This window comes from Pseudomonas sp. KB-10 (genome assembly GCF_018221585.1).
In the GTDB taxonomy this organism is placed as follows: domain Bacteria; phylum Pseudomonadota; class Gammaproteobacteria; order Pseudomonadales; family Pseudomonadaceae; genus Aquipseudomonas; species Aquipseudomonas yangonensis.
Genome location: NZ_QYYB01000005.1, coordinates 263,302 through 286,519 on the forward strand (window position 1 = coordinate 263,302; position 23,218 = coordinate 286,519).

The window sequence follows — 23,218 nt, forward strand, 5'->3', positions numbered from 1 at the left end:
GTCCCCGGGCAGACTGCACCCGCCCATGTATTCCGTAAAGAGCAAGGCCTATCCATGCAGTCATCCGTACCAGCTGCCCGTGAGGCGGCGCAGGTCAGTGTTGCCAGTCACCTGGCTTTCATCCTCGGCAGCGCGCTGTGCATGCTGCTGCTGTTCGCCCTGGCCCGCCTGGGGCTGCTGGCCTACAACCAGGCATTGATCGCCGATACGCCGGCCGGCACCTTCGTCGAATCCTTCGTCAACGGCGCGCGTTTCGACCTGCGCCTGATTGTTTACCTGTGCATTCCGCTCAGCCTGTCGCTGCTCAGCGTCACGGCGATGCGCGCGCGAGGTCTGCACGTCGCCTGGCTGACCTTCGCCACCAGCCTGTGCCTGTTCTTCGCCGTGGTCGAACTGAATTTCTATCGCGAATTCCACCAGCGCCTGAACAGCCTGGTGTTCCAGTACATGCAGGAAGATATCGGCACCGTGGCCAGCATGATCTGGAACGGCTTCCCGGTGCTACGCCTGCTGCTGGCCTGGGCCCTGGCTACGCTGCTGCTGGCCTGGCTGTTCCGCCGTATCGAGCGCGCCACCCGCGCCCGTGGCCACGCTGCGCCGCCGCGCTGGCCGGTGCGCACTGCCGTGTTCGTGCTGTTGCTGCTGATCTGCGTGGTCGCCGCTCGCGGCACCCTGCGCTCCGGCCCGCCGCTGCGCTGGGGCGACGCCTACACCACCGATTCGATGTTCGCCAACCACCTGGGCCTCAATGGCACCCTGACCCTGGTCGATGCGGCCGATAACTTCTTCTCCGACCACCGCGACAACAGCTGGAAGGCCACGCTGCCGGCCGAGGAGGCGCAGCAGATCACCCGCGACCTGCTGTTGACCCCGCGCGACAAGCTGATCGACGCCGACCAGGCCGCTGTGCGCCGCCTTTACACGCCGCCGGCCGAGGGGCAGTTGCCGCAGGTGCGCAACGTGGTGGTGATCCTCATGGAGAGCATGGCCGGGCGTTACATCGGCGCCATGGGCAATCAGGATGGCATCACGCCGTACTTCGATGCCCTGGCCAAGGAGGGCCTGCTGTTCCAGCGCGTGTTCTCCAACGGCACCCATACCCACCAGGGCATGTTCGCCACCATGGCCTGCTTCCCCAACCTGCCGGCCTTCGAATACCTGATGCGCATGCCGGAAGGCAGCCACCAGTTTTCCGGCCTGCCGCAGCTGCTCAGCGCTCGTGGCTACGACGACGTCTATGTGTACAACGGCAGCTTCGCCTGGGATAACCAGTCCGGGTTCTTCGCCAACCAGGGCATGCGCAATTTCGTCGGTCGTGACGATTTCGTCGATCCGGTGTTCATCGACCCGACCTGGGGCGTGTCCGATCAGGACATGTTCAGCCGTGGCGCCGATGAACTGGCCAAGCTAGCCAGCCAGGGCAAACCCTTCTATGCGCTGCTGCAGACGTTGTCCAACCACACGCCTTACGCTTTGCCGGAAGACCTGCCGGTCGAGCGCGTCACCGGCCATGGCTCGCTGGACCAGCACCTGACGGCCATGCGCTATGCCGACTGGGCGCTCGGCCAGTTCTTCGCCAAGGCACGCCAGCAGCCCTATTTCAAGGACACCCTGTTCGTGCTGCTGGGTGACCACGGCTTCGGCAACGACGAGCAGATCACCGAAATGGACCTGTCACGCTTCAGCATTCCGCTGCTGCTGATCGGCCCTGGCGTGCAGGAAACCTTCGGCAACAGCCGCGATACCGTCGGCAGCCAGATCGACGTGGTGCCGACCATCATGGGCCGCCTCGGTCAGCCGGTGCAGCAGCAATGCTGGGGCCGCGACCTGCTGGCGCTACCCGAGGGCGACGCCGGCGTGGCGGTGATCAAACCGTCGGGCAGTGATCAGACCGTGGGCCTGGTGACCGGCGACAACATTCTGGTCAAACCGCGTGACCGTGATGCGCGCCTTTATCGCTACCAGCTGGGCCACGAAGCCCGTGCCGAGGTGATCGACGACGCGCAGCGGCGCAGCGATCTGGAACGCAAGCTGTCGGCCTTCGTGCAGACGGCGACAGCCAGTCTGCTGGGCAATACCACCGGGGTGACGGCGGACAAAACAGCGCAGACCAAGCCCTGACTGCCTGTCGCGGCTAAAGCCCCTCCCGCAACATCCAGCGCCCGCGGGAGGGAGCCTTAGCCGCGACTGCGACATCAGCGCCCGTGGGAGGGGCTTCAGCCGCGACTGCCCAATAAAAAACCGCCCCGGAGGGCGGTTTATTCATTCGCGCAGCGTCCGCATCACAGACCGTTCCTGGCCTTGAATTCGCGACGGCGGCGGTGCAGCACCGGCTCGGTGTAGCCGTTGGGCTGCTTGGTGCCTTCGACCACCAGCTCCAGCGCGGCCTGGAAGGCGACGTTGTTGTCGAAGTCCGGGGCCATCGGGCGATACAGCGGGTCAGCCGCGTTCTGGCGATCCACCACCGGCGCCATGCGCTTGAGGCTTTCGACCACCTGCGCTTCGGTAACGATGCCGTGGCGCAGCCAGTTGGCCAGCAGCTGGCTGGAGATGCGCAGGGTGGCGCGGTCTTCCATCAGGCCGATGTCGTTGATGTCCGGCACCTTGGAGCAGCCGACGCCCTGGTCGATCCAGCGCACCACGTAACCGAGGATGCCTTGCGCGTTGTTGTCCAGCTCGTTGCGGATTTCCTCCTCGCTCCAGCTGGTGTCCTTGGCCAGCGGGATGGTCAGGATGTCGTCCACCGAAGCCGGGGTGCGCTTGGCCAGTTCGGCCTGACGGGCGAACACGTCGACCTTGTGGTAGTGCAGGGCGTGCAGGGTGGCGGCGGTCGGCGAGGGGACCCAGGCGGTGTTGGCGCCGGACAGCGGATGCGCGACTTTCTGCTCGAGCATGGCGGCCATCAGGTCCGGCATGGCCCACATACCCTTGCCGATCTGAGCGCGGCCCTGCAGGCCGGTGGCCAGGCCAACGTCGACGTTGTTGTTCTCGTAGGCACCGATCCAGGTCTCGCTCTTCATCGCGGCCTTGCGCACCACGGCGCCGGCTTCCATGGAGGTGTGGATCTCGTCACCGGTACGGTCGAGGAAACCGGTGTTGATGAACACCACGCGCTCGCTGGCAGCCTTGATGCACGCCTTGAGGTTGACGGTGGTGCGGCGCTCTTCGTCCATGATGCCGACTTTCAGGGTGTTGCGGGCCAGGCCCAGCACATCCTCGACGCGGGCGAAGATCTCGCTGGTGAAGGCGACTTCTTCCGGGCCGTGCATCTTCGGCTTGACGATGTACACGCTACCGGTACGGGTGTTCTTGCGCGTGGTGTTGCCGATCAGGTTGTGCACCGCGATCAGGCTGGTGAACAGCGCGTCCTGGATGCCTTCCGGGATCTCGTTGCCTTCGGCATCGAGGATGGCCGGGTTGGTCATCAGGTGGCCGACGTTGCGCACGAACAGCAGCGAGCGGCCATGCAGGGTCAGCTCCGAGCCGTCCGGCTTGGTGTAGACGCGGTCCGGGTTCATGGTGCGGGTGAAGGTGCTGCCGCCCTTGGACACTTCCTCGGCCAGGTCGCCCTTCATCAGGCCCAGCCAGTTGCGGTAGACCACCACCTTGTCGTCGGCATCGACGGCGGCGACGGAATCTTCGCAGTCCATGATGGTGGTCAGCGCCGCTTCCATCAGCACGTCTTTCACGCCGGCGGCGTCGGTGCTGCCGATGGGGCTGGAGGCGTCGATCTGGATTTCGAAGTGCAGGCCGTTGTGCTTGAGCAGCACGGCGATCGGCGCGCTGGCCTCGCCCTGGAAGCCGACCAGTTGCGCGTCGTCACGCAGGCCGCTGTTGCTGCCACCCTTGAGGGCAACGACCAGCTTGCCGTCGACTATGGCATAGCCGGTGGAGTCGACGTGCGAGCCGGCAGTCAGCGGCGCGGCTTCGTCGAGGAAAGCGCGGGCGAAGGCGATGACCTTGTCGCCACGTACCTTGTTGTAGCCCTTGCCTTTCTCGGCGCCGCCTTCCTCGCTGATTACGTCGGTGCCGTACAGTGCGTCGTACAGCGAGCCCCAGCGGGCGTTGGAGGCGTTAAGGGCGAAGCGCGCGTTCATCACCGGCACCACCAGCTGCGGGCCGGCCAGGCGGGCGATTTCTTCGTCGACGTTGCCGGTGGTGGCCTGGAAGTCTTCCGGCTCCGGCAGCAGGTAGCCGATTTCCTGGAGGAAGGCCTTGTAGGCGGCGGCGTCGTGGGCCTGACCCTTGCGCGCCTGGTGCCAGGCGTCGATCTGCGCCTGCAGCTCGTCGCGCTTGGCCAGCAGGGCGCGGTTCTTCGGCGCCAGGTCCTTGATGACCGCGGCGGCACCGGCCCAGAACTGGTCGGCAGCGATGCCGGTACCGGGAATGGCTTCGTTGTTCACGAAGTCGTACAGGGCTTTGGCGACCTGCAGGCCACCGACTTGAACGCGTTCAGTCATCACTTGCCTCACTCTCTGAGCTTTACTCAATCGCCGCTTCGGGCACCTCTGAAAACGACCTGCGGATCAGCGCCTGCGCTTTCAGAGAGGCTCGTCGGAGACGGGCTGGCCGTCTTGTAGTCCGTGGCGCGGCATACTACATCAAGATTCCGGGGAAATGCAGTGGTTGCGCGTCAGACTGCGACCAAAAGACTAATTCGGGTCATGCTGAATACGCTCTGTGTGCAAAAAGCGGCGCTATTGTTCCATAAAATAATTAAAAACGTACACGATTAATTGATCCCGCTACTGACAACGGCATCAATATGGCCTACGCGTCCCTCGCCTATACTGCCCGACACGCCTTCTGGAGCCTGTCATGACGGTTTCCGCTGCTTCTGCTGCCGATCTTGTCGATCTCATCCGGCTCTTTGCCGGCTACCTGCGTTTCTATCAGGTGCCACGGGCCGATGCGGACATCGCTGCCTTCCTCGGCTCGCGGCTGGAGCGCGGAGATTCGTGTTTGTTCATCGCCCGTGACGGACAGGGCGCCGCGCAGGGGTTCGTGCAGCTATATCCCTTTCTGTCCTCGCTGGCGCTGGAACCGGCCTGGCTGCTCAGCGATCTGTATGTCGACGAAAGCGCGCGCCGCTGCGGCGTTGGCGAGGCGCTGATGAATGCTGCCCGCGCCCATGCCGAGGCAACCGGGGCCTGCGGTCTGCAACTGGAGACGGCGAAGACCAACCTGGCCGGTCAGCGCCTTTACGAGCGGCTCGGTTATGTGCGCGACGAACAGTTCTTCACCTACTGGTTGTCGCTGCGCGACTGACTTTCCCATCCTGTGAACGAGTGAGGTAGTACATGGATCATCTGGTACTGACGGTGATTGCCGAGGACCAACCCGGCCTGGTCGAGCGTCTGGCCGGCTGCGTGGCCAATCATGGCGGCAACTGGCTGGAGAGCCGGATGGCGCGCATGGCCGGGCAGTTCGCCGGGATCGTGCGGGTGGATGTGCCGGCCGAGGCTCATGGCGGCCTGATCAAGGAACTCGAGGGGTTGAGTGCGCAGGGCATCCGTGTGCAGCTGGCGGCCAGCGGTAGTGAACCAGGCGGGCGTTTCGCCGCGATTCGCCTGGAGCTGGTGGGTAACGACCGTCCCGGTATCGTGCGCGACATCACCCGCGTATTGGCCGAGCAGGGCGTCAACCTGGAGAGCTTGCTCACCGAGGTGGCACCAGCACCGATGAGCGGCGAGCTGTTGTTCACCGCCGAGGCGCTGCTCGCCGTGCCGGAAACGCTGGCCCTGGAGCAACTGCAGGCGCGCCTGGAGACCCTGGCCGACGATTTGATGGTGGAACTGAATCTGCGCACCGAGGAGTGATATCCACGCATTGCGTGGATCAGCCTGTGGGTAAACTGGGGAGCCCCGGCGCACTGCCTAGTGCGCCGGGGCTTTTCACTGAGTGGTCAAAAATTCAGCAGGATCAAGGGCTTGTGCACAAATGCCGGGGATGGTTCTGTGGATAAGCCGGGGGCGAAGGTCGCCGTCCCAATGCTGGCGAGACTTCGCAGTCTGTGCGCATTTTTTGTTCAATGCTCTGGTGAAGCCGGTACGCGCGGCGCACCGGTCGTTCATTCGGTCGGGCGTTTGCGCAGGCTCAGCCAGATATCCAGGCTGTAAACCGCCAGACCTGCCCAGATGAAGGCGAAAGCCACCAGCTTGGCTGGATCGAAATGTTCGCCGAACAGGAAGATCGCCTGCAGCATCACCAGGGTGGGCGCGATGTACTGCAGGAAACCGAGCGTGGTGTAGGGCAGGTGGCGCGCGGCGGCGTTGAAGCAAACCAGTGGCACCAGCGTGATGGGCCCGGCTGCCGCCAGCCAGAGCCATTGCGAGCTGCTCCAGAATTCGGGTTGGCTGCTCATCGCTGCCGGGTGCAGGGCCAGCCAGGCCAGCGCCACCGGCAACAGCAGCCAGGTTTCCACCACCAGGCCGGGCAGTGCAGCGACGGGCGCCTTCTTGCGGATCAGCCCATAGAAACCAAAGGTCAGTGCCAGCACCAGCGAGACCCAGGGCAGGCTGCCCACCTGCCAGACCTGTTGCGCCACGCCGATGGCCGCCAGCCCCACGGCGACCCACTGCAGGCGGCGCAGTCGTTCACCGAGAATCAACAGACCGAGCAATACGTTGACCAGCGGGTTGATGTAGTAACCCAGGCTGGCTTCCAGCATGCGTTCGTTGTTCACCGCCCATACGTACACCAGCCAGTTGCTGGCGATCAGCAGACCGCAGCCGGCCAGCACCGCCAGGCGTTTGGGGTGCTCGCGCAGCTCGCGCCACCAGCCAGGATGCTTCCACAGCATCAGCAGGATCGCGCCGAACAATGCCGACCAGAGCGCACGGTGGACAATGATCTCCAGCGACGGAATGTGCTGTATGGCTTTGAAGTAGATGGGGAACAGGCCCCAGATGACGTAGGCGGTAAGGCCCAGAATGTACCCGCGTTGCGGGTTGGCGGCGGCCATTGGCGATCCTTGGTTGGGCTGCAGATCGGCTGTTTCGACAGCCTGCTAACGGTTAGCCGCGAAATTTTAGCTTTCAGGCCCCAGGCTTGTCTGTTCGTTGAGCTTTTTCTGTATACCGAAGCGCTGGCAAGTCGTAAGGCAAACTTTACGCGGCGCGCACAACTGTATCGGTATGCGGGGGCTCGCTGGGTAGTCCAAATGCCGCCCCAGGCCCTTGGCATCGGACAAAAAGCATCGCGGCTGAAGCGGAATGCCGCCCAGCCGTTCCTACAGATGTCCACCTGCCCGGTAGGAGCGGCTTCAGCCGCGAAGGCTTCTGCTCTCGATAGCCGCGATGATCCTGTAGCCCGGCTGCAATCCGGGATTGCGCTCCCGGATTGTATCCGGGCTACTTCTCAGAACAGCCGCAGCGGCTCTTCGTCCAGCGCCGCCAACTGTTCGCGCAGGGCGAGAATCTGGTCGCCCCAGTAGCGTTCGCTGGCGAACCAGGGGAAGGCCAGGGGGAAGGCCGGGTCGTCCCAGCGCCGAGCGATCCAGGCGCTGTGATGCATCAGGCGCAGGGCGCGCAGGCCCTCGATCAGCGGCAGTTCGCGGGCGGCAAAGTCGTGGAACTCCTGATAGCCGTCGACCAGCTCGGCGAGCTGGCCGAGGCGTTCGTGGCGCTCGCCGGCCAGCATCATCCACAGGTCCTGCACGGCCGGGCCCATGCGGCAGTCGTCGAGGTCGACCATATGGAAGGCGTCGTCGCGGTGCAGCAGGTTGCCGGGGTGGCAGTCGCCGTGCAGGCGGATCGGCGTGTAGCGCACGCGGGCGAACAGCTCGTCGAGACGGGCGAGCAGGTCGCGCGCCACCGACTCGTAGGCGGGCAACAGGCTGCGTGGCACGAAGCCACCGTCGAGCAGCGAGGCCAGGGCGGCGTGGCCGAAGCCGGTCACCGTCAGGCTTTCGCGATGCTCGAAGGGGCGGCTGGCGCCGATGGCATGCATGCGCCCGAGCAGTTGGCCGAGGCGATACAGCTGGTCGAGATTGCCCGGCTCCGGCGCGCGTCCGCCGCGGCGGGGGAACAGGGCGAAGCGAAAGCCGCCGTGTTCGAACAGCGTTTCGCCATCGCGTACCAGCGGCGCCACCACCGGCACCTCATGCTCGGACAGTTCGAGGCTGAAGGCGTGCTCTTCGCGGATCGCCGCATCGCTCCAGCGGTCCGGGCGATAGAACTTGGCGATCAGTGGTGTCTCGTCCTCGATACCGACCTGATAGACGCGGTTCTCGTAGCTGTTGAGCGCCAATACGCGGGCGTCGCTGAGATAGCCAAGGCTCTCCACGGCATCGAGCACCAGATCCGGGGTGAGGGTGAAAAAAGGATGGCTCATGAGCGGCTCCGCAAAGGTGGATGCACAGTGTACCTGGCGGATGGACTAGCCGTTGGGCGGGTGCAACCCGCCGCTACCGTTACTGACGGAGCGCGCGCTAAAGCCTTGTCGCCCGGATGAAATCCGCGGCAACCGAGAATCCCCGCGTTTGCTCCGGGCCAGGGTTCTGTCGAGTCGCCCCGTCCTACAGCTGCGTACCCAGCAACACCTGGCTGGCAGCGAACTGCGCGCGCACCGGATCACCGACCGCGATACCCAGCTCCGCCAGTCGCTGCGGTTCGACCGAGGCGCACAGCGTCTGGCCGTTGGCCAGGTTCACGCGCACTTCGCTGGGGCCATCGCCGCCCGGCAGAATCTGCTCGATGCGGCCTTCCAGTGCATTGAGCCCAACGGCTGCCGGCTGGCTCAGTGGTTGCAGCTCCAGCCAGCCGGCCTTGATCAGCGCGACCACGCTGCTGCCTTGGCCCAGCTGCAGGTTTTCCGTGCTGTCATGGGTGATCAGCGCCTGCAGGTGCTTGCCACCAGGCAGCTCGATAGTGATCAGGTCGTTGTGCCCCTGCGCATCGATCGCATGTACGCGGCCGGTCAGCTGGTTGCGCGCACTGGTGCGCAGCATCAGGCGGCCGAGCAGCTCCAGGTCGGCATCGTCACCGGCGGCCTGCAGCAATTGCATCTGCAGCGCCTGCAGGCGTCGCTGCAGTGCCAGCAGTCGCTCGCCGGCGGGCGTCAGACGTGCGCCGCCGCCGCCCTTGCCGCCGACGCTGCGGCTGACCAGAGGCTGTTCGGACAGGTTGTTCAGCTCGTCGATGGCATCCCAGGCAGCCTTGTAGCTCAGCCCGGCAGCCTTGGCGGCGCGGGTGATGGAGCCTTGTTCGGCGATCTGTTCGAGCAGGGCCAGGCGTTTCGGTCGGCGGCTGAGCAGTTGGGCGAGGGGATCGAGCTGCGACATGGTTCGGGCTTGGCAAAAAAGATGTTCGCACGGTGCGTGACTGTGCCAGGTGCGTCAAGTCAGCCATCGCCCGGCCGTGGCGTGCGAGCCAGGCAGTAGACGTCGACGCGCAGGGCGCCAGCGCGGTGCAGCAAATGGGCGAGCGTACCGGCGGTTGCGCCTGTGGTGAGCACGTCATCGATCAGCGCCAGATGAGCACCGGCAACCTGCGCATGAGGACCGAGGCTGAATGCCTGGCGCAGGTTGCGCTTGCGCGTGGCGGCATCCAGACCCTGCTGAGCGGGCGTATCGACACGGCGCTGCAGCCAGTCATTGTGTACTGGCAGCTTCAGGCTGGCGCCCAGCCAGTCGGCGAGCATCTGCGCCTGGTTGAAGCCGCGCTGCCGTTGTCGCCTGCCTGCCAGCGGCACCGGCAGCAGGGCTTGCGGCCGTGGCAGGCCTTCGTCGTAGGCGTGGCCGAGATGCTCGGCCAGCAGTTCTGCGAGCAGACGACCATGGGGCCATTGCGCCTGGTGCTTGAAACGGGTGATCAGATTGTCGACCGGAAAGGCGTAGCGCCAGGGCGCTTCCACGCGGGCGAAGCTCGGCGGCTTGTTCTGGCAGGCGCCGCAGATCAGCCCGTGAGCCGCCAGCGGCACTGCGCAGACCTGACAGTGCGGGCCGAGCCAGGGCAGCTCGGCTTCGCAGGCGGTGCAGATGTTGTGCGTGGGATGATCGGTCGCTTCATCGCAAAGCTGGCAATGGCGGCGTGGCCTGAGCCAGGGCAGGCGGCGCAGCGAGGTGAGGTCGAACAGTGGCATGGCGGCTCATCCGTGAGCGAGGATGCCGGAAGTGTAGCCAGCGTCAGCGGATCAGCCAGCCCATGACGATCAGGCCGAGAAACACCCAGATCACCCCGCCGATGATCGAGCCGCGTAGGAACGAGCGCACGCCGCTGAAGAGAAACAGCAGACCGATGATTAGCAGGATGATGCTGAAGATCGACACGTCCATGCCGATGGCCCTGGCCAGCCCATGAAGAAAGTCGTCGATGGCATCGGCCATCGCGCCCAGCACGCCGGACAGCATGTCGACGATGAAACGGATGGCGCGGCCCAGCGCTTCGCCGAGCCCTTCAAAAAAACCTTCTACTTGCATGCAGAGCATCCTGTTGGAGGGGTAACAGGCTGCTGAAAAACTACCTGCGTTGCCATTGCTGCGTTAAAAACAGGCTCAAAATGCTCATTTACAGCTCGTAAACTCCGCTTTTTCGCCTGTTTTTGCCTTGCACTGGCTGCCTCGCCTACGTTTTTCAGCGGCCTGGTAAGCATTTGGCCTTGTGCCATAACATAAGTTCTATTGATCAATAAATGATCAGATGTAAACCTGTGTATTTATCATGGTTGACAGCGTCCAATCGCCACTTATGATGGCCAAAGCCTGAATGCCCCGCTGGGGCCTGACAACAGATGCCGCCAAGCGTCGAAGGACTTCTCTGATGAGCGCAACCGCTGAAACCACCACCCGTCACGACTGGAGCCTCGCCGAGGTTCGCGCCTTGTTCGAGCAGCCTTTCAACGACCTGCTGTTCCAGGCGCAGAGCGTCCATCGTCAGCACTTCGACCCCAACCGCGTGCAGGTCTCGACGCTGCTGTCGATCAAGACCGGCGCCTGCCCGGAAGACTGCAAGTACTGTCCGCAGTCCGGCCACTACAACACCGGCCTGGACAAGGAAAAGCTGATGGAAGTGCAGAAGGTGCTGGAGGCTGCCGCCGAGGCCAAGGCCATCGGCTCCACCCGTTTCTGCATGGGCGCAGCGTGGAAGCATCCGTCGGCCAAGGATATGCCCTACGTGCTGGAAATGGTCAAAGGCGTGAAGAAGCTCGGCCTGGAAACCTGCATGACCCTCGGCCGCCTCGACCAGGAGCAGACCCAGGCATTGGCCGAAGCCGGGCTGGATTACTACAACCACAACCTCGACACCTCGCCGGAGTTCTACGGCAACATCATCACCACCCGCACCTACGGTGAGCGCCTGCAGACCCTGGCCTACGTGCGCGAGGCGGGGATGAAGATCTGCTCCGGCGGCATCCTCGGTATGGGCGAGTCGGTGGATGATCGCGCGGGGCTGTTGATCCAGCTGGCCAACCTGCCGGAGCATCCGGAGAGCGTGCCGATCAACATGCTGGTCAAGGTCAAGGGCACGCCATTGGCCGAGGAGAAGGACGTCGACCCCTTCGACTTCATCCGCACCCTGGCCGTGGCGCGCATCATGATGCCGAAATCCCATGTACGCCTGTCCGCCGGCCGCGAGCAGATGAACGAGCAGATGCAGGCGCTGGCCTTCATGGCTGGCGCAAACTCGATCTTCTACGGCGAGAAGCTGCTGACCACCGCCAACCCGCAGGCGGACAAGGACATGGCGCTGTTCAAGCGCCTCGGTATCAAGCCGGAAGAGCGTGAAGAGCACGCCGACGAGGTGCATCAGGCCGCCATCGAGCAGGCGCTGGTCGAGCAGCGTGACTCCAGGCTGTTCTACAACGCCGCTTCGGCCTGATTCCTTTTATGGAGGAGCGAGCTCTGCTCGCGAATGACACCCTGTCCTGGCTTTTCGCTCGCGACGCTCGCTCCTACGGGAAACGTGCATGAGTTTCGATCTTGCTAAGCGCCTGGCCGAGCGCCAGGCCGCCGACCTGTTTCGCCAGCGCCCGTTGCTGCAGAGCCCGCAGGGGCCGCAGGTCGAGGTGGACGGTGAGCAACTGTTGGCCTTCTGCTCCAACGATTACCTCGGCCTGGCCAATCATCCCGAGATCATTCGCGCGCTGCAGCAGGGCGCTGAAAAATGGGGCGTTGGCGGCGGCGCTTCGCATCTGGTGATCGGTCACAGCACGCCGCACCACGAACTGGAAGAGGCACTGGCCGCATTCACCGGCCGGCCCCGGGCGCTGCTGTTCTCCACCGGCTACATGGCCAATCTGGCTGTGGTCACCGCGCTGGTGGGGCAGGGCGATAGCGTGCTGGAAGATCGCCTCAATCATGCCTCGCTGCTCGACGCCGGCCTGCTCTCGGGCGCGCGATTCTCGCGCTACCTGCACAACGATGCGGCAAGCCTGGCCAGTCGTCTGCACAAGGCCAGCGGCGACTGCCTGGTGGTCACTGACGGTGTTTTCAGCATGGACGGCGACCTGGCCGATCTGCCTGCACTGTGCGCCGAGGCGCGTGCGGCCCGGGCCTGGATGATGGTCGACGATGCCCATGGTTTCGGCCCGCTGGGCGCCACCGGCGGCGGCATCGTCGAGCAATTCGGCCTGGGCCAGGATGATGTGCAGGTGCTGGTCGGCACCCTGGGCAAGGCCTTCGGTACCGCCGGTGCCTTCGTTGCCGGCAGCGAGGAGCTGATCGAGACCCTGATCCAGTTCGCCCGCCCCTACATCTACACCACCAGCCAGCCGCCGGCGGTGGCCTGTGCCACGCTGAAAAGCCTGGAGCTGCTGCGCAGTGAGCACTGGCGCCGCGAACATTTGCAGCGCTTGATCGGGCGTTTTCGTCAGGGCGCCGCCGAGATCGGCCTGAGCCTGATGGACAGCCCGACGCCGATTCAGCCGATCCTGGTCGGCGACAGTGCCCGCGCGCTGAAACTGTCAGCGTTGCTCAGGGATCGCGGCCTGCTGGTTGGCGCCATCCGCCCGCCGACCGTACCGGCGGGCAGCGCGCGGCTGCGCGTGACCCTGTCCGCCGCGCATAGCGAGGCGCAGCTCGATCTGCTGCTTGCAGCGCTAGCCGAATGTTGGCCGCAGGTGCAAAGCGATGCGTGAGACGCTGGTTCTTTTGCCGGGCTGGGGCCTGGATAGTGCTGTACTGCAACCACTGGCGGACGCGCTGGGATATGACCTGAACGTGCAGCTGCCGGCCTTGCCGCGGTTAGCCAGTGCAGCCGCCGCCGACTGGCTCGACGAACTGGATACGCGCCTGCCACAAGATTGCTGGCTGGCCGGCTGGTCGCTTGGCGGCATGCTCGCCACGGCCCTGGCGGCACGGCGCGGCGAGCGCTGCCGTGGGCTGATCACCCTGGCCAGCAATGCCTGTTTCGTCGTCGGCGACACCTGGCAGGCGGCGATGCCGGCGCCAACCTACGCCGCCTTCTATAAGGGTTGTCAGGATGACGCCGGCGCTACTCTCAAGCGTTTCGTCATGCTCTGCGCGCAGGGGGGCGCCGATACACGACGGCTTTCACGCCAGCTGCAAGGCAAGCTCGGAGTTGGCGACGAGCTTGCTCTGCTGGCCGGGCTGCGCCTGCTGGCCAGTCTGGACAACCGCGCGGCGCTGGCCGGGTACGCCGGCCCGCAACTGCATCTGCTGGCCGAGCAGGACGCCCTGGTGCCCGCCGCCGTCGCCGATGACCTGCTGGCGCTTTTGCCTGGCGGCGAGGTGGATGTGCTGGAAGACTGCGGCCATGCCTTCGTGCTCGAGCAGGCGGATGCGCTGGCGACCTTGATGCTCGAATTCATCCGCGAGGCCTGCGATGTCTGAACATTGCGCGCGCCCACTGCGCGAGTCACCCGGCGCGCACAGCGCCACTTGCGCTCTGCCGGACAAGCGTCAGGTGGCTGCGTCCTTTTCCCGTGCGGCGGCCAGCTACGATGCCGTCGCCGAATTGCAGCGCAGCGTCGGCGCCCAGTTGCTGGCGCGCTTGCCGGCGGAGCTGCAGCCTCGCCGCTGGCTGGATCTGGGCAGCGGCACCGGCCATTTCACCCGGGCGTTGGCCGAACGCTTCGGCGCTGCCGAGGGGCTGGCCTTGGATATCGCCGAAGGCATGCTGCGTCATGCCAGGCCACAGGGCGGCGCTGCGTATTTCGTTGCCGGCGATGCCGAGGCGCTGCCTCTGCAGGACGCCAGTGTCGATCTGCTGTTCTCCAGTCTGGCGCTGCAATGGTGCGGCGATTTCCCGCGGGTGCAGAGCGAGGCGCAGCGCGTGTTGCGCCCTGGTGGTGTGCTGGCTTTTTCCAGCCTGTGCGTGGGTACCCTGCAGGAGCTGCGCGACAGTTGGCTGGCGGTCGATGGCTTCGTCCACGTCAATCGCTTTCGGCGCTTCGAGGATTACCAGCAGATGTGCGCCGCCAGTGGTTTGCAGTCGCTGACCCTGCAACGCCAGGCCGAGGTGCTGCATTTCCCCGATCTGCGCAGCCTGACCGGCTCGCTCAGGGATCTCGGCGCGCACAATCTCAATCCGGGGCGGCCGGGTGGCTTGACCGGGCGTTCGCGCATTCGCGCGCTGATCGAGGCCTACGAGCGCTTTCGCCAGCCGCAGGGGCTGCCGGCGACCTATCAGGTCGTATACGGCGTGCTGCGGAAGCCTTCATAGACGCGAACCTCGCGTGACAATCAGGTAACAGACAAGCTTCGCGAGCAGAGCTCGCTGCTACGGGGGATCAGATGGCCCAGGCTTATTTCGTCACCGGCACCGATACGGAGGTCGGCAAGACCACCATCGCCGCCGGACTGCTGCATGCGGCGCGCCTGCATGGTCTGAGCACGGCGGCGGCCAAGCCGGTGGCTTCCGGTTGCGTGAGCACGGTGCAGGGGCTGCGCAATGACGACGCGCTGGCGTTGCTGGCGCAGTGTTCGCTGCCGCTGCGCTATGAGGAGGTCAACCCGCTGGCCTTCGAGCCGGCCATCGCACCGCACCTGGCGGCACGCGAAGTTGGCGTCGAACTGGATGTCGCCAGCCTCTATCAGCCCGTACGCGACATTCTGGACAAGGGCGCCGATTTTTCCCTGGTCGAGGGGGCGGGGGGCTGGCGCGTGCCGCTGGCTGGCGAGCAAACGCTCTCGGATCTGGCCATCGCGCTGGGGTTGCCGGTGATTCTGGTGGTCGGCGTGCGTCTGGGCTGTATCAACCACGCCGTGCTGAGCGCCGAAGCCATTGCCCGCGATGGTCTGCAACTGGCGGGCTGGGTGGCCAATATCGTCGAGCCGCAGACATCGCGGCTGGAGGACAACCTGGCGACCCTCGCCGAGCGCTTGTCTGTCCCATGCCTGGGGCATGTGCCGCGGCTCGAGAACGCCAGTGCCGATGCGGTCTCGGCGTACCTCGATCTGCAGCGGCTTCCTGGCTGGTAATAAACAGCAACGCGATCATAGCTTTTTGTCTGTACGTTTTTTAGCCGATTTCTGCTTCAATACTGGCCATTAGGTTCTACATCCCCCAGGGGGCTGCCGATGCAAATCTCCGCCAATGCATTCAATTCGGGTTTGAACGGTATTCAGGCCGGGCAACGCCGTGTCGAGCAGGCAGCCGCTGATATCGCCAGCAACACCGTCAATCCCTCGCAGCAGGCCACGCAGACGCCGCCGCAGAATCAGGTCAACCCGAGCACGCAGGTTTCCGAGCGTAACCGTCCCGATCTGACCGAAAGCCTTGTGGCGCTGCGCGTCGGTGAGAACGAAGTCCGCGCCAATGCACGTGTCGTCGACACGGCCGACGAGGTGCTGGGCACGCTGATCGATACCCGTGCCTGAGTAGTACCCGGCTGCGAGCGCAGCCGGTAGCGGGGCAGGAGGGCGTTCATGCAGATCGGCAACAGCCTGCCAGCATTCATTTCCGCACCTTCCGTCAGTCCGGCCAGGCCGCTGTCGCCCGATGTGTCTGTCGACATCGCTCGTGCCGACCAGGCGCCTGTCGTCGCGCCACAGGAGCAGCAGGCCGATTCAGCTGCTTCCGGGCGGGAAGAGGCTGATCGCGACGCCAGCTCACCGACTCGCCCAGGCGAACCAAAGCTCACTCCCCAGGAGCAGCGCCAGCAGGAGCTGGAAATCGCCGAGCTGGTGCAGCGTGACCGCGAGGTGCGCACTCATGAGCAGGCGCACGCTGCCGTAGGCGGGCAGTACGCCGGTGCGCCCACCTACAGCTTCAAGCGCGGCCCTGACGGGCAGCGCTATGCCGTGTCCGGTGAAGTCAGCATCGACACCGCCCCCGTTCCCAACGACCCCGAAGCGACGCTGCGCAAGATGGAAATCGTCCTGCGCGCAGCGCTCGCGCCCATCGAACCTTCCCCGCAGGACTTGCGTGTTGCCGCGCTGGCTCAGGCGCAGGCGGCGCAGGCACGCGTCGAACTCGCCGAGCTGCGGCGCCAAGAGGCTAGCGACGCCGTCGAGCAGCGCAAGGCGGGTGCCGAAGCCAGGCAGGCTGATGAGTCGACAGCCGAGCCCTCGCAGCAGGCTCTGGCGCCAGCGCCTAATCTTGATCTGTATCGGCGTCTGGGTGAATTGCCAGCGCCGGAGCCGCGCATCGATCTGGTCGGCTAGTGGGCCGATTGGCAGCGCTTGACAAGGGGTTGGCGTAAACGTATGTTTCAAACGCCTGTTTGATTGCTTTGGCCGCAGCCGCGTGCGAGGCAGCCGGGAGTGATCCCGAGAGCGACCGCCAAGACGGTCACCCCAACTACTAGGAATCCACCGCAGAGGTTTACCGTTATGCCTGACTACAAGGCCCCCTTGCGTGACATTCGTTTCGTTCGTGACGAGCTGCTGGGCTATGAAGCTCATTACCAGAGCCTGCCAGGCTGTCAGGACGCCACTCCGGACATGGTCGACGCCATCCTCGAAGAAGGCGCCAAGTTCTGCGAGCAGGTTCTGGCTCCGCTGAACCGTGTGGGTGACACCGAGGGCTGCACCTGGAGCGAATCCGGCGTGAAGACCCCGACCGGCTTCAAAGAGGCTTATCAGCAGTTCGTCGAAGGCGGCTGGCCGAGCCTGGCCCATGACGTCGAGCACGGCGGCCAGGGCCTGCCGGAATCCCTCGGCCTGGCCATCAGCGAGATGGTCGGTTCGGCCAACTGGTCCTGGGGCATGTACCCGGGCCTCTCCCACGGCGCCATGAACACCCTGAGCGCTCACGGCACCGACGAGCAGAAGCACACCTACCTGACCAAGCTGGTTTCCGGCGAGTGGACCGGCACCATGTGCCTGACCGAGCCGCATTGCGGCACCGACCTGGGCATGCTACGCACCAAGGCCGAACCGCAGGCCGACGGCAGCTACAAGGTCACCGGCACCAAGATCTTCATTTCCGCTGGTGAGCACGACATGGCCGACAACATCGTCCATATCGTTCTGGCCCGTCTGCCCGATGCGCCGGCCGGTACCAAGGGTATCTCGCTGTTCATCGTGCCGAAGTTCCTGCCCAATGCCGAAGGCGGCGTAGGCGAGCGCAACGCCGTTTCCTGTGGCTCCATCGAGCACAAGATGGGCATCCACGGCAACGCCACCTGCGTGATGAACTTCGACGGCGCTACCGGCTTCCTGATCGGCCCGGCCAACAAGGGCCTGAACTGCATGTTCACCTTCATGAACACCGCTCGTCTGGGTACCGCGCTGCAAGGCCTGGCCCACGCCGAAGTCGGCTTCCAGGGTGGCATCAAGTACGCCCGCGAGCGTCTGCAGATGCGTTCGCTGACTGGCCCGAAGGCGCCGGAAAAAGCCGCTGACCCGATCATCGTGCATCCGGACGTGCGTCGCATGCTGCTGACCATGAAGGCGTTCGCCGAGGGCAACCGCGCCATGGTCTACTTCACCGCCAAGCAGGTGGACATCGTTCAGCACAGCGAGAACGAAGAAGAGAAGAAGGTCGCCGATGAGCTGCTGGCCTTCCTGACTCCGATCGCCAAGGCATTCATGACCGAAGTGGGCTTCGAGGCCGCTTCCCACGGCATGCAGATCTACGGTGGCCACGGCTTCATCAGCGAGTGGGGCATGGAGCAGAACCTGCGCGACTGCCGCATCTCCATGATGTACGAAGGCACCACCGGCGTTCAGGCGCTGGACCTGCTGGGCCGCAAGGTGCTGATGACTCAGGGCGGCGCCCTGAAGAACTTCACCAAGATCGTGCACAAGTTCTGCCAGGCCAACGAAGGCAACGACTCCGTCAAGGAGTTCATCGAGCCGCTGGCCAAGCTGAACAAGGAGTGGGGCGACATCACCATGAAGATCGGCATGGCGGCGATGAAGGATCGCGAGGAAGTCGGTGCCGCCTCCGTGGATTACCTGATGTACTCCGGTTACGCCTGCCTGGCCTACTTCTGGGCCGACATGGCGCGCCTGGCCGCCGAGAAGCTGGCTGCCGGTACTGGCGACGAGGCCTTCTACAAGGCCAAGCTGCAGACCGCGCGCTTCTACTTCGCACGCATCCTGCCGCGCACCCGCACGCACGTCGAAGCCATGCTGTCCGGCGCCAGCAACCTGATGGACATGGAAGAAGAGCACTTCGCGCTCGGCTTCTAAGTTCTGATTGCTTGAACCACAACGCCGCCCCTCGGGGCGGCGTTGTCATTTTCGCGCCGTGCATTGAAGCAAATGTCGCATCCTGTCGCTGTTTTCAAGGGGCGAAGCAGGCAAAATGCCTTCACCTATCGTCCGGGATGCCAGCGTGATTCGTCCGGCCAGTCTGCGCCTCAGTCACTTCTTCTCCTCGCTGCCCCTGCTGGTCGGCGCGCTGGTGGCTGCACGCTTGCCGGTATTGAGCGAGTTCTTCATTTCCCTGTTCAATGTGTTGCCGACCCTGCTGTTGCTCCTTGGCGGCGCCTTCTGCCTGGTCTACGGCCGTCAGCGTGAAGTGTTTCTGCTGCTGGCGCTGTATGTCAGCTATTTCCTGCTGGATACCCAGGTCGATCACTTTCGTGACAGCGGCCAGGTGCGCGACGACGCTGCACTGGTATTTCACCTGATCTGCCTGCTATTGCCCCTGCTTTATGCCCTCTACGGCTGCTGGGAGGAGCGTTCGCATCTGCTGCAGGACATCTTCGCCCGCTCCCTCGTGCTGCTCGCGGCCAGCGCGGTGGCCGTCGGGCTCGCGCGTCGTTATCCGCAGGGTATTGCCGACTGGCTGGCGCAGATTCACTGGCCATCGCTGCACGGCGCCTGGATGAACCTCGCGCAACTGTTCTACCTGGCGTTCCTGCTGGCATTCATCGCCTTGCTGGCGCAGTACCTGCGCCGCCCGCGTCCGCTGCATGCGGCGCAACTGGTGGGGCTGTTCGGCCTGCTGTGGATGCTGCCGCAGGTATTCATCCTGGCCAACGCGCTGCAGGTGATGATCAGCATGGTGATGCTCATGCTGGTGGCCGCCGTGGCGCACGAGGCCTACCAGATGGCCTTTCGCGACGAGCTGACCGGGCTGCCCGGCCGGCGCGCGCTCAACGAGCGACTGCAACGCCTGGGGCGTGACTACGTGATCGCCATGGTCGACGTCGACCACTTCAAGAAATTCAACGACACCCACGGTCACGATGTCGGCGATCAGGTGCTGCGTCTGGTGGCCAGCCAGTTGCGCAAGGTCGGTGGTGGCGGCAAGGCCTATCGCTACGGTGGCGAGGAATTCACCCTGCTGTTCCCGGGCAAGACCCTGGATCAATGTTTGCCACATATGGAAGCAGTGCGCCTGGCCATCGAGCAGTACCGCATGCAGTTGCGTGACAAGCAGAGCCGTCCTCGCGATGACCGTGAGGGCAAGCAGCGTCGTGCCGGCAAGGCCGCTAGCGAGGTGTCGGTGACCGTCAGCATGGGCGTGGCCGAGCGCCAGAGCGAGCAGCGCAACCCGCAGGAAGTGATCAAGGAAGCGGACAAGGCCCTCTATAGCGCCAAGGCGGCCGGGCGCAATTGCATCCGCAGCGCGGGGCAGCGGCGGGGTGCCGTGAGGCTGACGCCAGGCCGAGATTGAGTCGCTTGCAGACGAATGGTTACAAGGCTTTGCGGCGCCCGGGTGAGTGTTTTCCAGATCAGATAGTTGCTGACTGATTGTGAATTGTTGGTCACAACACGACCCTATGTGTCTGTAAAGTTGTTCAAGTAAACTCGGCCCTCTCACGTAAGTCCGTTTTCCGAGGATGTGTCATGGCCGATTACAAAGCCCCCCTGCGCGACATGCGCTTCGTGCTCAATGAAGTATTCGAAGTCTCCAAGCTCTGGGCCGAGCTGCCGGCCCTGGCCGAGGTGGTGGATAAAGAAACCGCCAATGCCATTCTCGAAGAGGCCGGCAAGGTCACCGCGGGCAGCATCGCCCCGCTGAACCGCAGCGGCGACGAGGAAGGCTGCTCCTGGGACAATGGCGTGGTGAAAACCCCGGCCGGTTTCCCCGAGGCCTACCGCACCTACGCCGAAGGCGGCTGGGTCGGCGTCGGCGGTTCGCCCGAGTTCGGCGGCATGGGCATGCCCAAGGTGATCGGCGCGCAGGTCGAGGAGATGGTCAACTCGGCCAGCCTGTCCTTCGGCCTGTACCCGATGCTGACCTCCGGCGCCTGCCTGTCGATCCTCAACCACGCCAGCGAAGACCTGAAGGCGCAGTATCTGCCGAACATGTACGAAGGCCGCTGGGCCGGCTCCATGTGCCTGACCGAGCCGCATGCCGGCACCGACCTCGGCATCATCCGCACTAAGGCGGAACCGCAGGCCGATGGCAGCTACAAGATCAGCGGCACCAAGATTTTCATCACCGGCGGCGAGCACGACCTGACCGAGAACATCATCCATCTGGTGCTGGCCAAGCTGCCCGATGCACCGGCCGGGCCGAAAGGCATTTCGCTGTTCCTGGTGCCGAAGATCATGGTGAACGCCGACGGCTCGCTGGGCGAGAAGAACGCTCTGGGTTGCGGCTCCATCGAGCACAAGATGGGCATCAAGGCCTCGGCCACCTGCGTAATGAACTTCGACGGTGCCACCGGCTACCTGATCGGCGAAGTGAACAAGGGCCTGGCGGCGATGTTCACCATGATGAACTACGAGCGCCTGGGCGTCGGCATCCAGGGCCTGTCCCTGGGCGAGCGCAGCTACCAGAGCGCTATCGAATACGCCCGCGAGCGCATCCAGAGCCGTGCACCGACCGGCCCGGTCGCCAAGGACAAGGCCGCCGACCCGATCATCGTGCATCCGGACGTGCGCCGCATGCTGCTGACCATGAAGGCGTTGAACGAGGGCGGTCGCGCCTTCTCCAGCTACGTCGCCATGCAGCTCGATACCGCCAAGTACAGCGAGGACAGGGAAGCCGCCAAGCGTGCCGACGAACTGGTGGCGCTGCTGACGCCGGTGGCCAAGGCCTTCCTCACCGACATGGCGCTGGAAACCACCGTGCATGGCCAGCAGATCTTCGGCGGCCACGGCTTCATTCGCGAGTGGGGCCAGGAGCAGCTGGTGCGCGACTGCCGCATCACCCAGATCTACGAAGGCACCAACGGCATCCAGTCGCTGGACCTGATGGGACGCAAGATCGTCGGCAGCGGTGGCAGCTACTACAAGCACTTCGCCGACGAGATCAAGGCCTTCGTCGCTTCGGCCGATGCCAGCCTCGCCGAGTTCACCAAGCCACTGGCCGCGGCCGTGCAGAACCTCGATGAGCTGACCGCCTGGGTACTGGATCGCGCCAAGAGCAATCCCAATGAAATCGGTGCGGCGTCGGTCGAGTACCTGCAGGCCTTCGGCTACACCGCCTATGCCTATATGTGGGCCTTGATGGCTCGCGCCGCGCTGGGCAAGCAGGCACAGGACGAGTTCTACGCCAGCAAGCTGGGCACTGCGCGCTTCTACTTCGCCCGTCTGCTGCCGCGCATTCATTCGCTGAGTGCATCGGTCAAGGCAGGCAGCGAGTCGCTGTATCTGCTCGACGCCGCGCAGTTCTAAGCGCCTCCGGCACCACCGAAAGCCCCGGCCATAGTGCCGGGGCTTTTGCGTTCTGGACCTCTGCAAGGACGCCTGTGTGCCTAGTGCTGCGCATTAAGGTGGAGCGCACTCTCCCGTTTATGGGAGAGGCTGGAGGAGAGGGCCGAAAACGCCACCAGTCTGCTCGTCGAACGCGGCCCGCCCCAACGCTTTCCGCAGAGGGGCGGGGGGACTGATCGCGCTCGACCGCCGCTTAAGGCCCTTGGTGCGCGCGGCGCTCCCTACGTGGCGGGTTATGCCGGTCACTCCCCTGTCATTGCCGCTCGCTAGCCTGGGGCGACCCAGTCGGGCAATCACGTCAGCGAGGAACCGTCATGACCGATCAGATGCACAGTTCGTTACAGGCCTACGAGCAGTTGCTGCAGGCCGAATTCCAGGACAGCCTCGACGAAGAGCTGGAGATGGAACTGGACGATGCACGCCTGGATGATCTCGTCGCGCGGGCGGACCACGGCGGGCCGATGACCAGCGATCTGTCGCGTCGCGAGTATTTTTCCGAACTGCTGCGCCTGCAGGGTGAACTGGTCAAGCTGCAGGACTGGGTCGTGCACAACCAGCTCAAGGTCGTGGTGCTGTTCGAAGGGCGCGACGCCGCCGGCAAGGGCGGGGTCATCAAGCGTGTCACCCAGCGTCTCAACCCCCGTGTCTGCCGGGTCGCGGCGCTGCCGGCACCGAATGATCGTGAGCGCACCCAGTGGTACTTCCAGCGTTACGTGTCGCACCTGCCGGCGGCCGGAGAAATGGTGCTGTTCGACCGCAGCTGGTACAACCGCGCAGGTGTGGAGAAAGTCATGGGCTTTTGCAGCGATGCCGAGTACGAGGAGTTCTTCCGCTCGGTGCCGGAGTTCGAACGCATGCTGGTGCGTTCGGGCATTCTGCTGATCAAGTACTGGTTCTCCATCACCGATAACGAGCAGAACCGCCGTTTTCTGGCGCGTATCCACGACCCGCTCAAGCAGTGGAAGCTGAGCCCGATGGACCTGGAGTCGCGGCGCCGCTGGGAGGCCTACACCCAGGCCAAGGAAGTGATGCTCGAGCGCACCCATATCGAAGAGGCGCCCTGGTGGGTCGTGGAGGCTGATGACAAGAAGCGCGCGCGACTCAACTGCATCGCTCACCTGCTCAGCCAGATCCCTTACCAGACGGTGCCGCGCGCCCAGGTGCAGCTACCGACGCGGGTTTACAACCCGGACTATCTGCGTATGCCGGTGCCGGACACCATGTTGGTGCCGTCGCTCTACTGATGGTGGG

General features: G+C 64.5%; 20 protein-coding genes. 14 read left to right on the top strand and 6 right to left on the bottom strand.

Features of this window, described 5'->3' with window-relative positions; genetic code table 11:
- The first annotated feature begins 54 nt into the window (after nucleotides 1-54).
- Nucleotides 55-2,121, top strand: a complete 2,067-nt coding sequence (locus DXK50_RS15955; RefSeq protein ID WP_212630986.1) for an LTA synthase family protein — start codon at nucleotides 55-57, stop codon at nucleotides 2,119-2,121.
- A gap of 161 nt (nucleotides 2,122-2,282) precedes the next feature.
- On the opposite strand, the gene DXK50_RS15960 is transcribed toward DXK50_RS15955, so the two are convergent.
- Entirely contained in the window at nucleotides 2,283-4,460 is a 2,178-nt protein-coding gene (locus tag DXK50_RS15960) for a malate synthase G (RefSeq protein WP_212630987.1), read from the bottom strand.
- Between the two features lie 358 nt (nucleotides 4,461-4,818).
- On the opposite strand from DXK50_RS15960, the gene DXK50_RS15965 reads away from it, so the two are divergent.
- On the top strand, nucleotides 4,819-5,268 hold the full coding sequence (locus DXK50_RS15965; RefSeq protein WP_212630988.1) for a GNAT family N-acetyltransferase: 450 nt from the start codon (nucleotides 4,819-4,821) through the stop codon (nucleotides 5,266-5,268).
- A 32-nt stretch (nucleotides 5,269-5,300) separates the two neighbouring features.
- Nucleotides 5,301-5,819, top strand: a complete 519-nt coding sequence (locus DXK50_RS15970) for a glycine cleavage system transcriptional repressor (RefSeq protein ID WP_161866014.1) — start codon at nucleotides 5,301-5,303, stop codon at nucleotides 5,817-5,819.
- A gap of 251 nt (nucleotides 5,820-6,070) precedes the next feature.
- Here the strand turns inward: DXK50_RS15970 and rarD are convergent, their stop codons facing one another.
- The 5 genes from rarD to DXK50_RS15995 form a co-directional block, all read right to left on the bottom strand.
- Nucleotides 6,071-6,964: an EamA family transporter RarD gene (rarD, locus tag DXK50_RS15975; protein ID WP_212630989.1), complete on the bottom strand. Its 894-nt coding sequence runs from the start codon at nucleotides 6,962-6,964 to the stop codon at nucleotides 6,071-6,073.
- 395 nt (nucleotides 6,965-7,359) lie between these two features.
- Entirely contained in the window at nucleotides 7,360-8,334 is a 975-nt protein-coding gene (locus DXK50_RS15980; protein ID WP_212630990.1) for a serine/threonine protein kinase, read from the bottom strand.
- Between the two features lie 184 nt (nucleotides 8,335-8,518).
- Entirely contained in the window at nucleotides 8,519-9,283 is a 765-nt protein-coding gene (locus DXK50_RS15985; RefSeq protein WP_212630991.1) for a TOBE domain-containing protein, read from the bottom strand.
- A 59-nt stretch (nucleotides 9,284-9,342) separates the two neighbouring features.
- The gene (locus DXK50_RS15990; protein WP_212630992.1) at nucleotides 9,343-10,083 is read right to left on the bottom strand and encodes a ComF family protein; all 741 of its coding nucleotides are present in this window, start codon (nucleotides 10,081-10,083) and stop codon (nucleotides 9,343-9,345) included.
- Between the two features lie 43 nt (nucleotides 10,084-10,126).
- Nucleotides 10,127-10,420: a hypothetical protein gene (locus tag DXK50_RS15995; RefSeq protein ID WP_024309783.1), complete on the bottom strand. Its 294-nt coding sequence runs from the start codon at nucleotides 10,418-10,420 to the stop codon at nucleotides 10,127-10,129.
- Between the two features lie 340 nt (nucleotides 10,421-10,760).
- Here DXK50_RS15995 and bioB point away from each other — a divergent pair, with 340 nt between their 5' ends.
- The 11 genes from bioB to ppk2 all read left to right on the top strand — a co-directional run bounded on the left by bioB (nucleotide 10,761) and on the right by ppk2 (nucleotide 23,211).
- Nucleotides 10,761-11,819, top strand: a complete 1,059-nt coding sequence (gene bioB / locus DXK50_RS16000; RefSeq protein WP_161866008.1) for a biotin synthase BioB — start codon at nucleotides 10,761-10,763, stop codon at nucleotides 11,817-11,819.
- 88 nt (nucleotides 11,820-11,907) lie between these two features.
- Nucleotides 11,908-13,077: an 8-amino-7-oxononanoate synthase gene (bioF, locus tag DXK50_RS16005; RefSeq protein ID WP_212630993.1), complete on the top strand. Its 1,170-nt coding sequence runs from the start codon at nucleotides 11,908-11,910 to the stop codon at nucleotides 13,075-13,077.
- Entirely contained in the window at nucleotides 13,070-13,792 is a 723-nt protein-coding gene (locus DXK50_RS16010; protein ID WP_212630994.1) for an alpha/beta fold hydrolase, read from the top strand. Before bioF ends, DXK50_RS16010 begins: the two co-directional genes overlap by 8 nt.
- The gene (bioC, locus tag DXK50_RS16015) at nucleotides 13,785-14,624 is read left to right on the top strand and encodes a malonyl-ACP O-methyltransferase BioC (RefSeq protein WP_212630995.1); all 840 of its coding nucleotides are present in this window, start codon (nucleotides 13,785-13,787) and stop codon (nucleotides 14,622-14,624) included. Before DXK50_RS16010 ends, bioC begins: the two co-directional genes overlap by 8 nt.
- Nucleotides 14,625-14,695: 71 nt before the next feature.
- Nucleotides 14,696-15,382 carry a dethiobiotin synthase gene (bioD, locus tag DXK50_RS16020; protein WP_212630996.1) on the top strand — a complete coding sequence of 229 codons (687 nt, stop codon included), beginning with the start codon at nucleotides 14,696-14,698 and terminating at the stop codon, nucleotides 15,380-15,382.
- Between the two features lie 99 nt (nucleotides 15,383-15,481).
- Nucleotides 15,482-15,781, top strand: a complete 300-nt coding sequence (locus tag DXK50_RS16025; protein WP_212630997.1) for a hypothetical protein — start codon at nucleotides 15,482-15,484, stop codon at nucleotides 15,779-15,781.
- A 48-nt stretch (nucleotides 15,782-15,829) separates the two neighbouring features.
- On the top strand, nucleotides 15,830-16,567 hold the full coding sequence (locus DXK50_RS16030; protein ID WP_212630998.1) for a putative metalloprotease CJM1_0395 family protein: 738 nt from the start codon (nucleotides 15,830-15,832) through the stop codon (nucleotides 16,565-16,567).
- Between the two features lie 168 nt (nucleotides 16,568-16,735).
- Complete coding sequence (locus tag DXK50_RS16035) at nucleotides 16,736-18,541, top strand: phenylacyl-CoA dehydrogenase (RefSeq protein ID WP_212630999.1); 1,806 nt, start codon at nucleotides 16,736-16,738, stop codon at nucleotides 18,539-18,541.
- Nucleotides 18,542-18,656: 115 nt separating this feature from the next.
- Entirely contained in the window at nucleotides 18,657-19,976 is a 1,320-nt protein-coding gene (locus DXK50_RS16040) for a GGDEF domain-containing protein (RefSeq protein ID WP_249186891.1), read from the top strand.
- 173 nt (nucleotides 19,977-20,149) lie between these two features.
- On the top strand, nucleotides 20,150-21,928 hold the full coding sequence (locus tag DXK50_RS16045) for an acyl-CoA dehydrogenase C-terminal domain-containing protein (protein WP_212631000.1): 1,779 nt from the start codon (nucleotides 20,150-20,152) through the stop codon (nucleotides 21,926-21,928).
- 353 nt (nucleotides 21,929-22,281) lie between these two features.
- Entirely contained in the window at nucleotides 22,282-23,211 is a 930-nt protein-coding gene (gene ppk2 / locus DXK50_RS16050) for a polyphosphate kinase 2 (RefSeq protein WP_161866000.1), read from the top strand.
- Nucleotides 23,212-23,218: the final 7 nt, after the last annotated feature.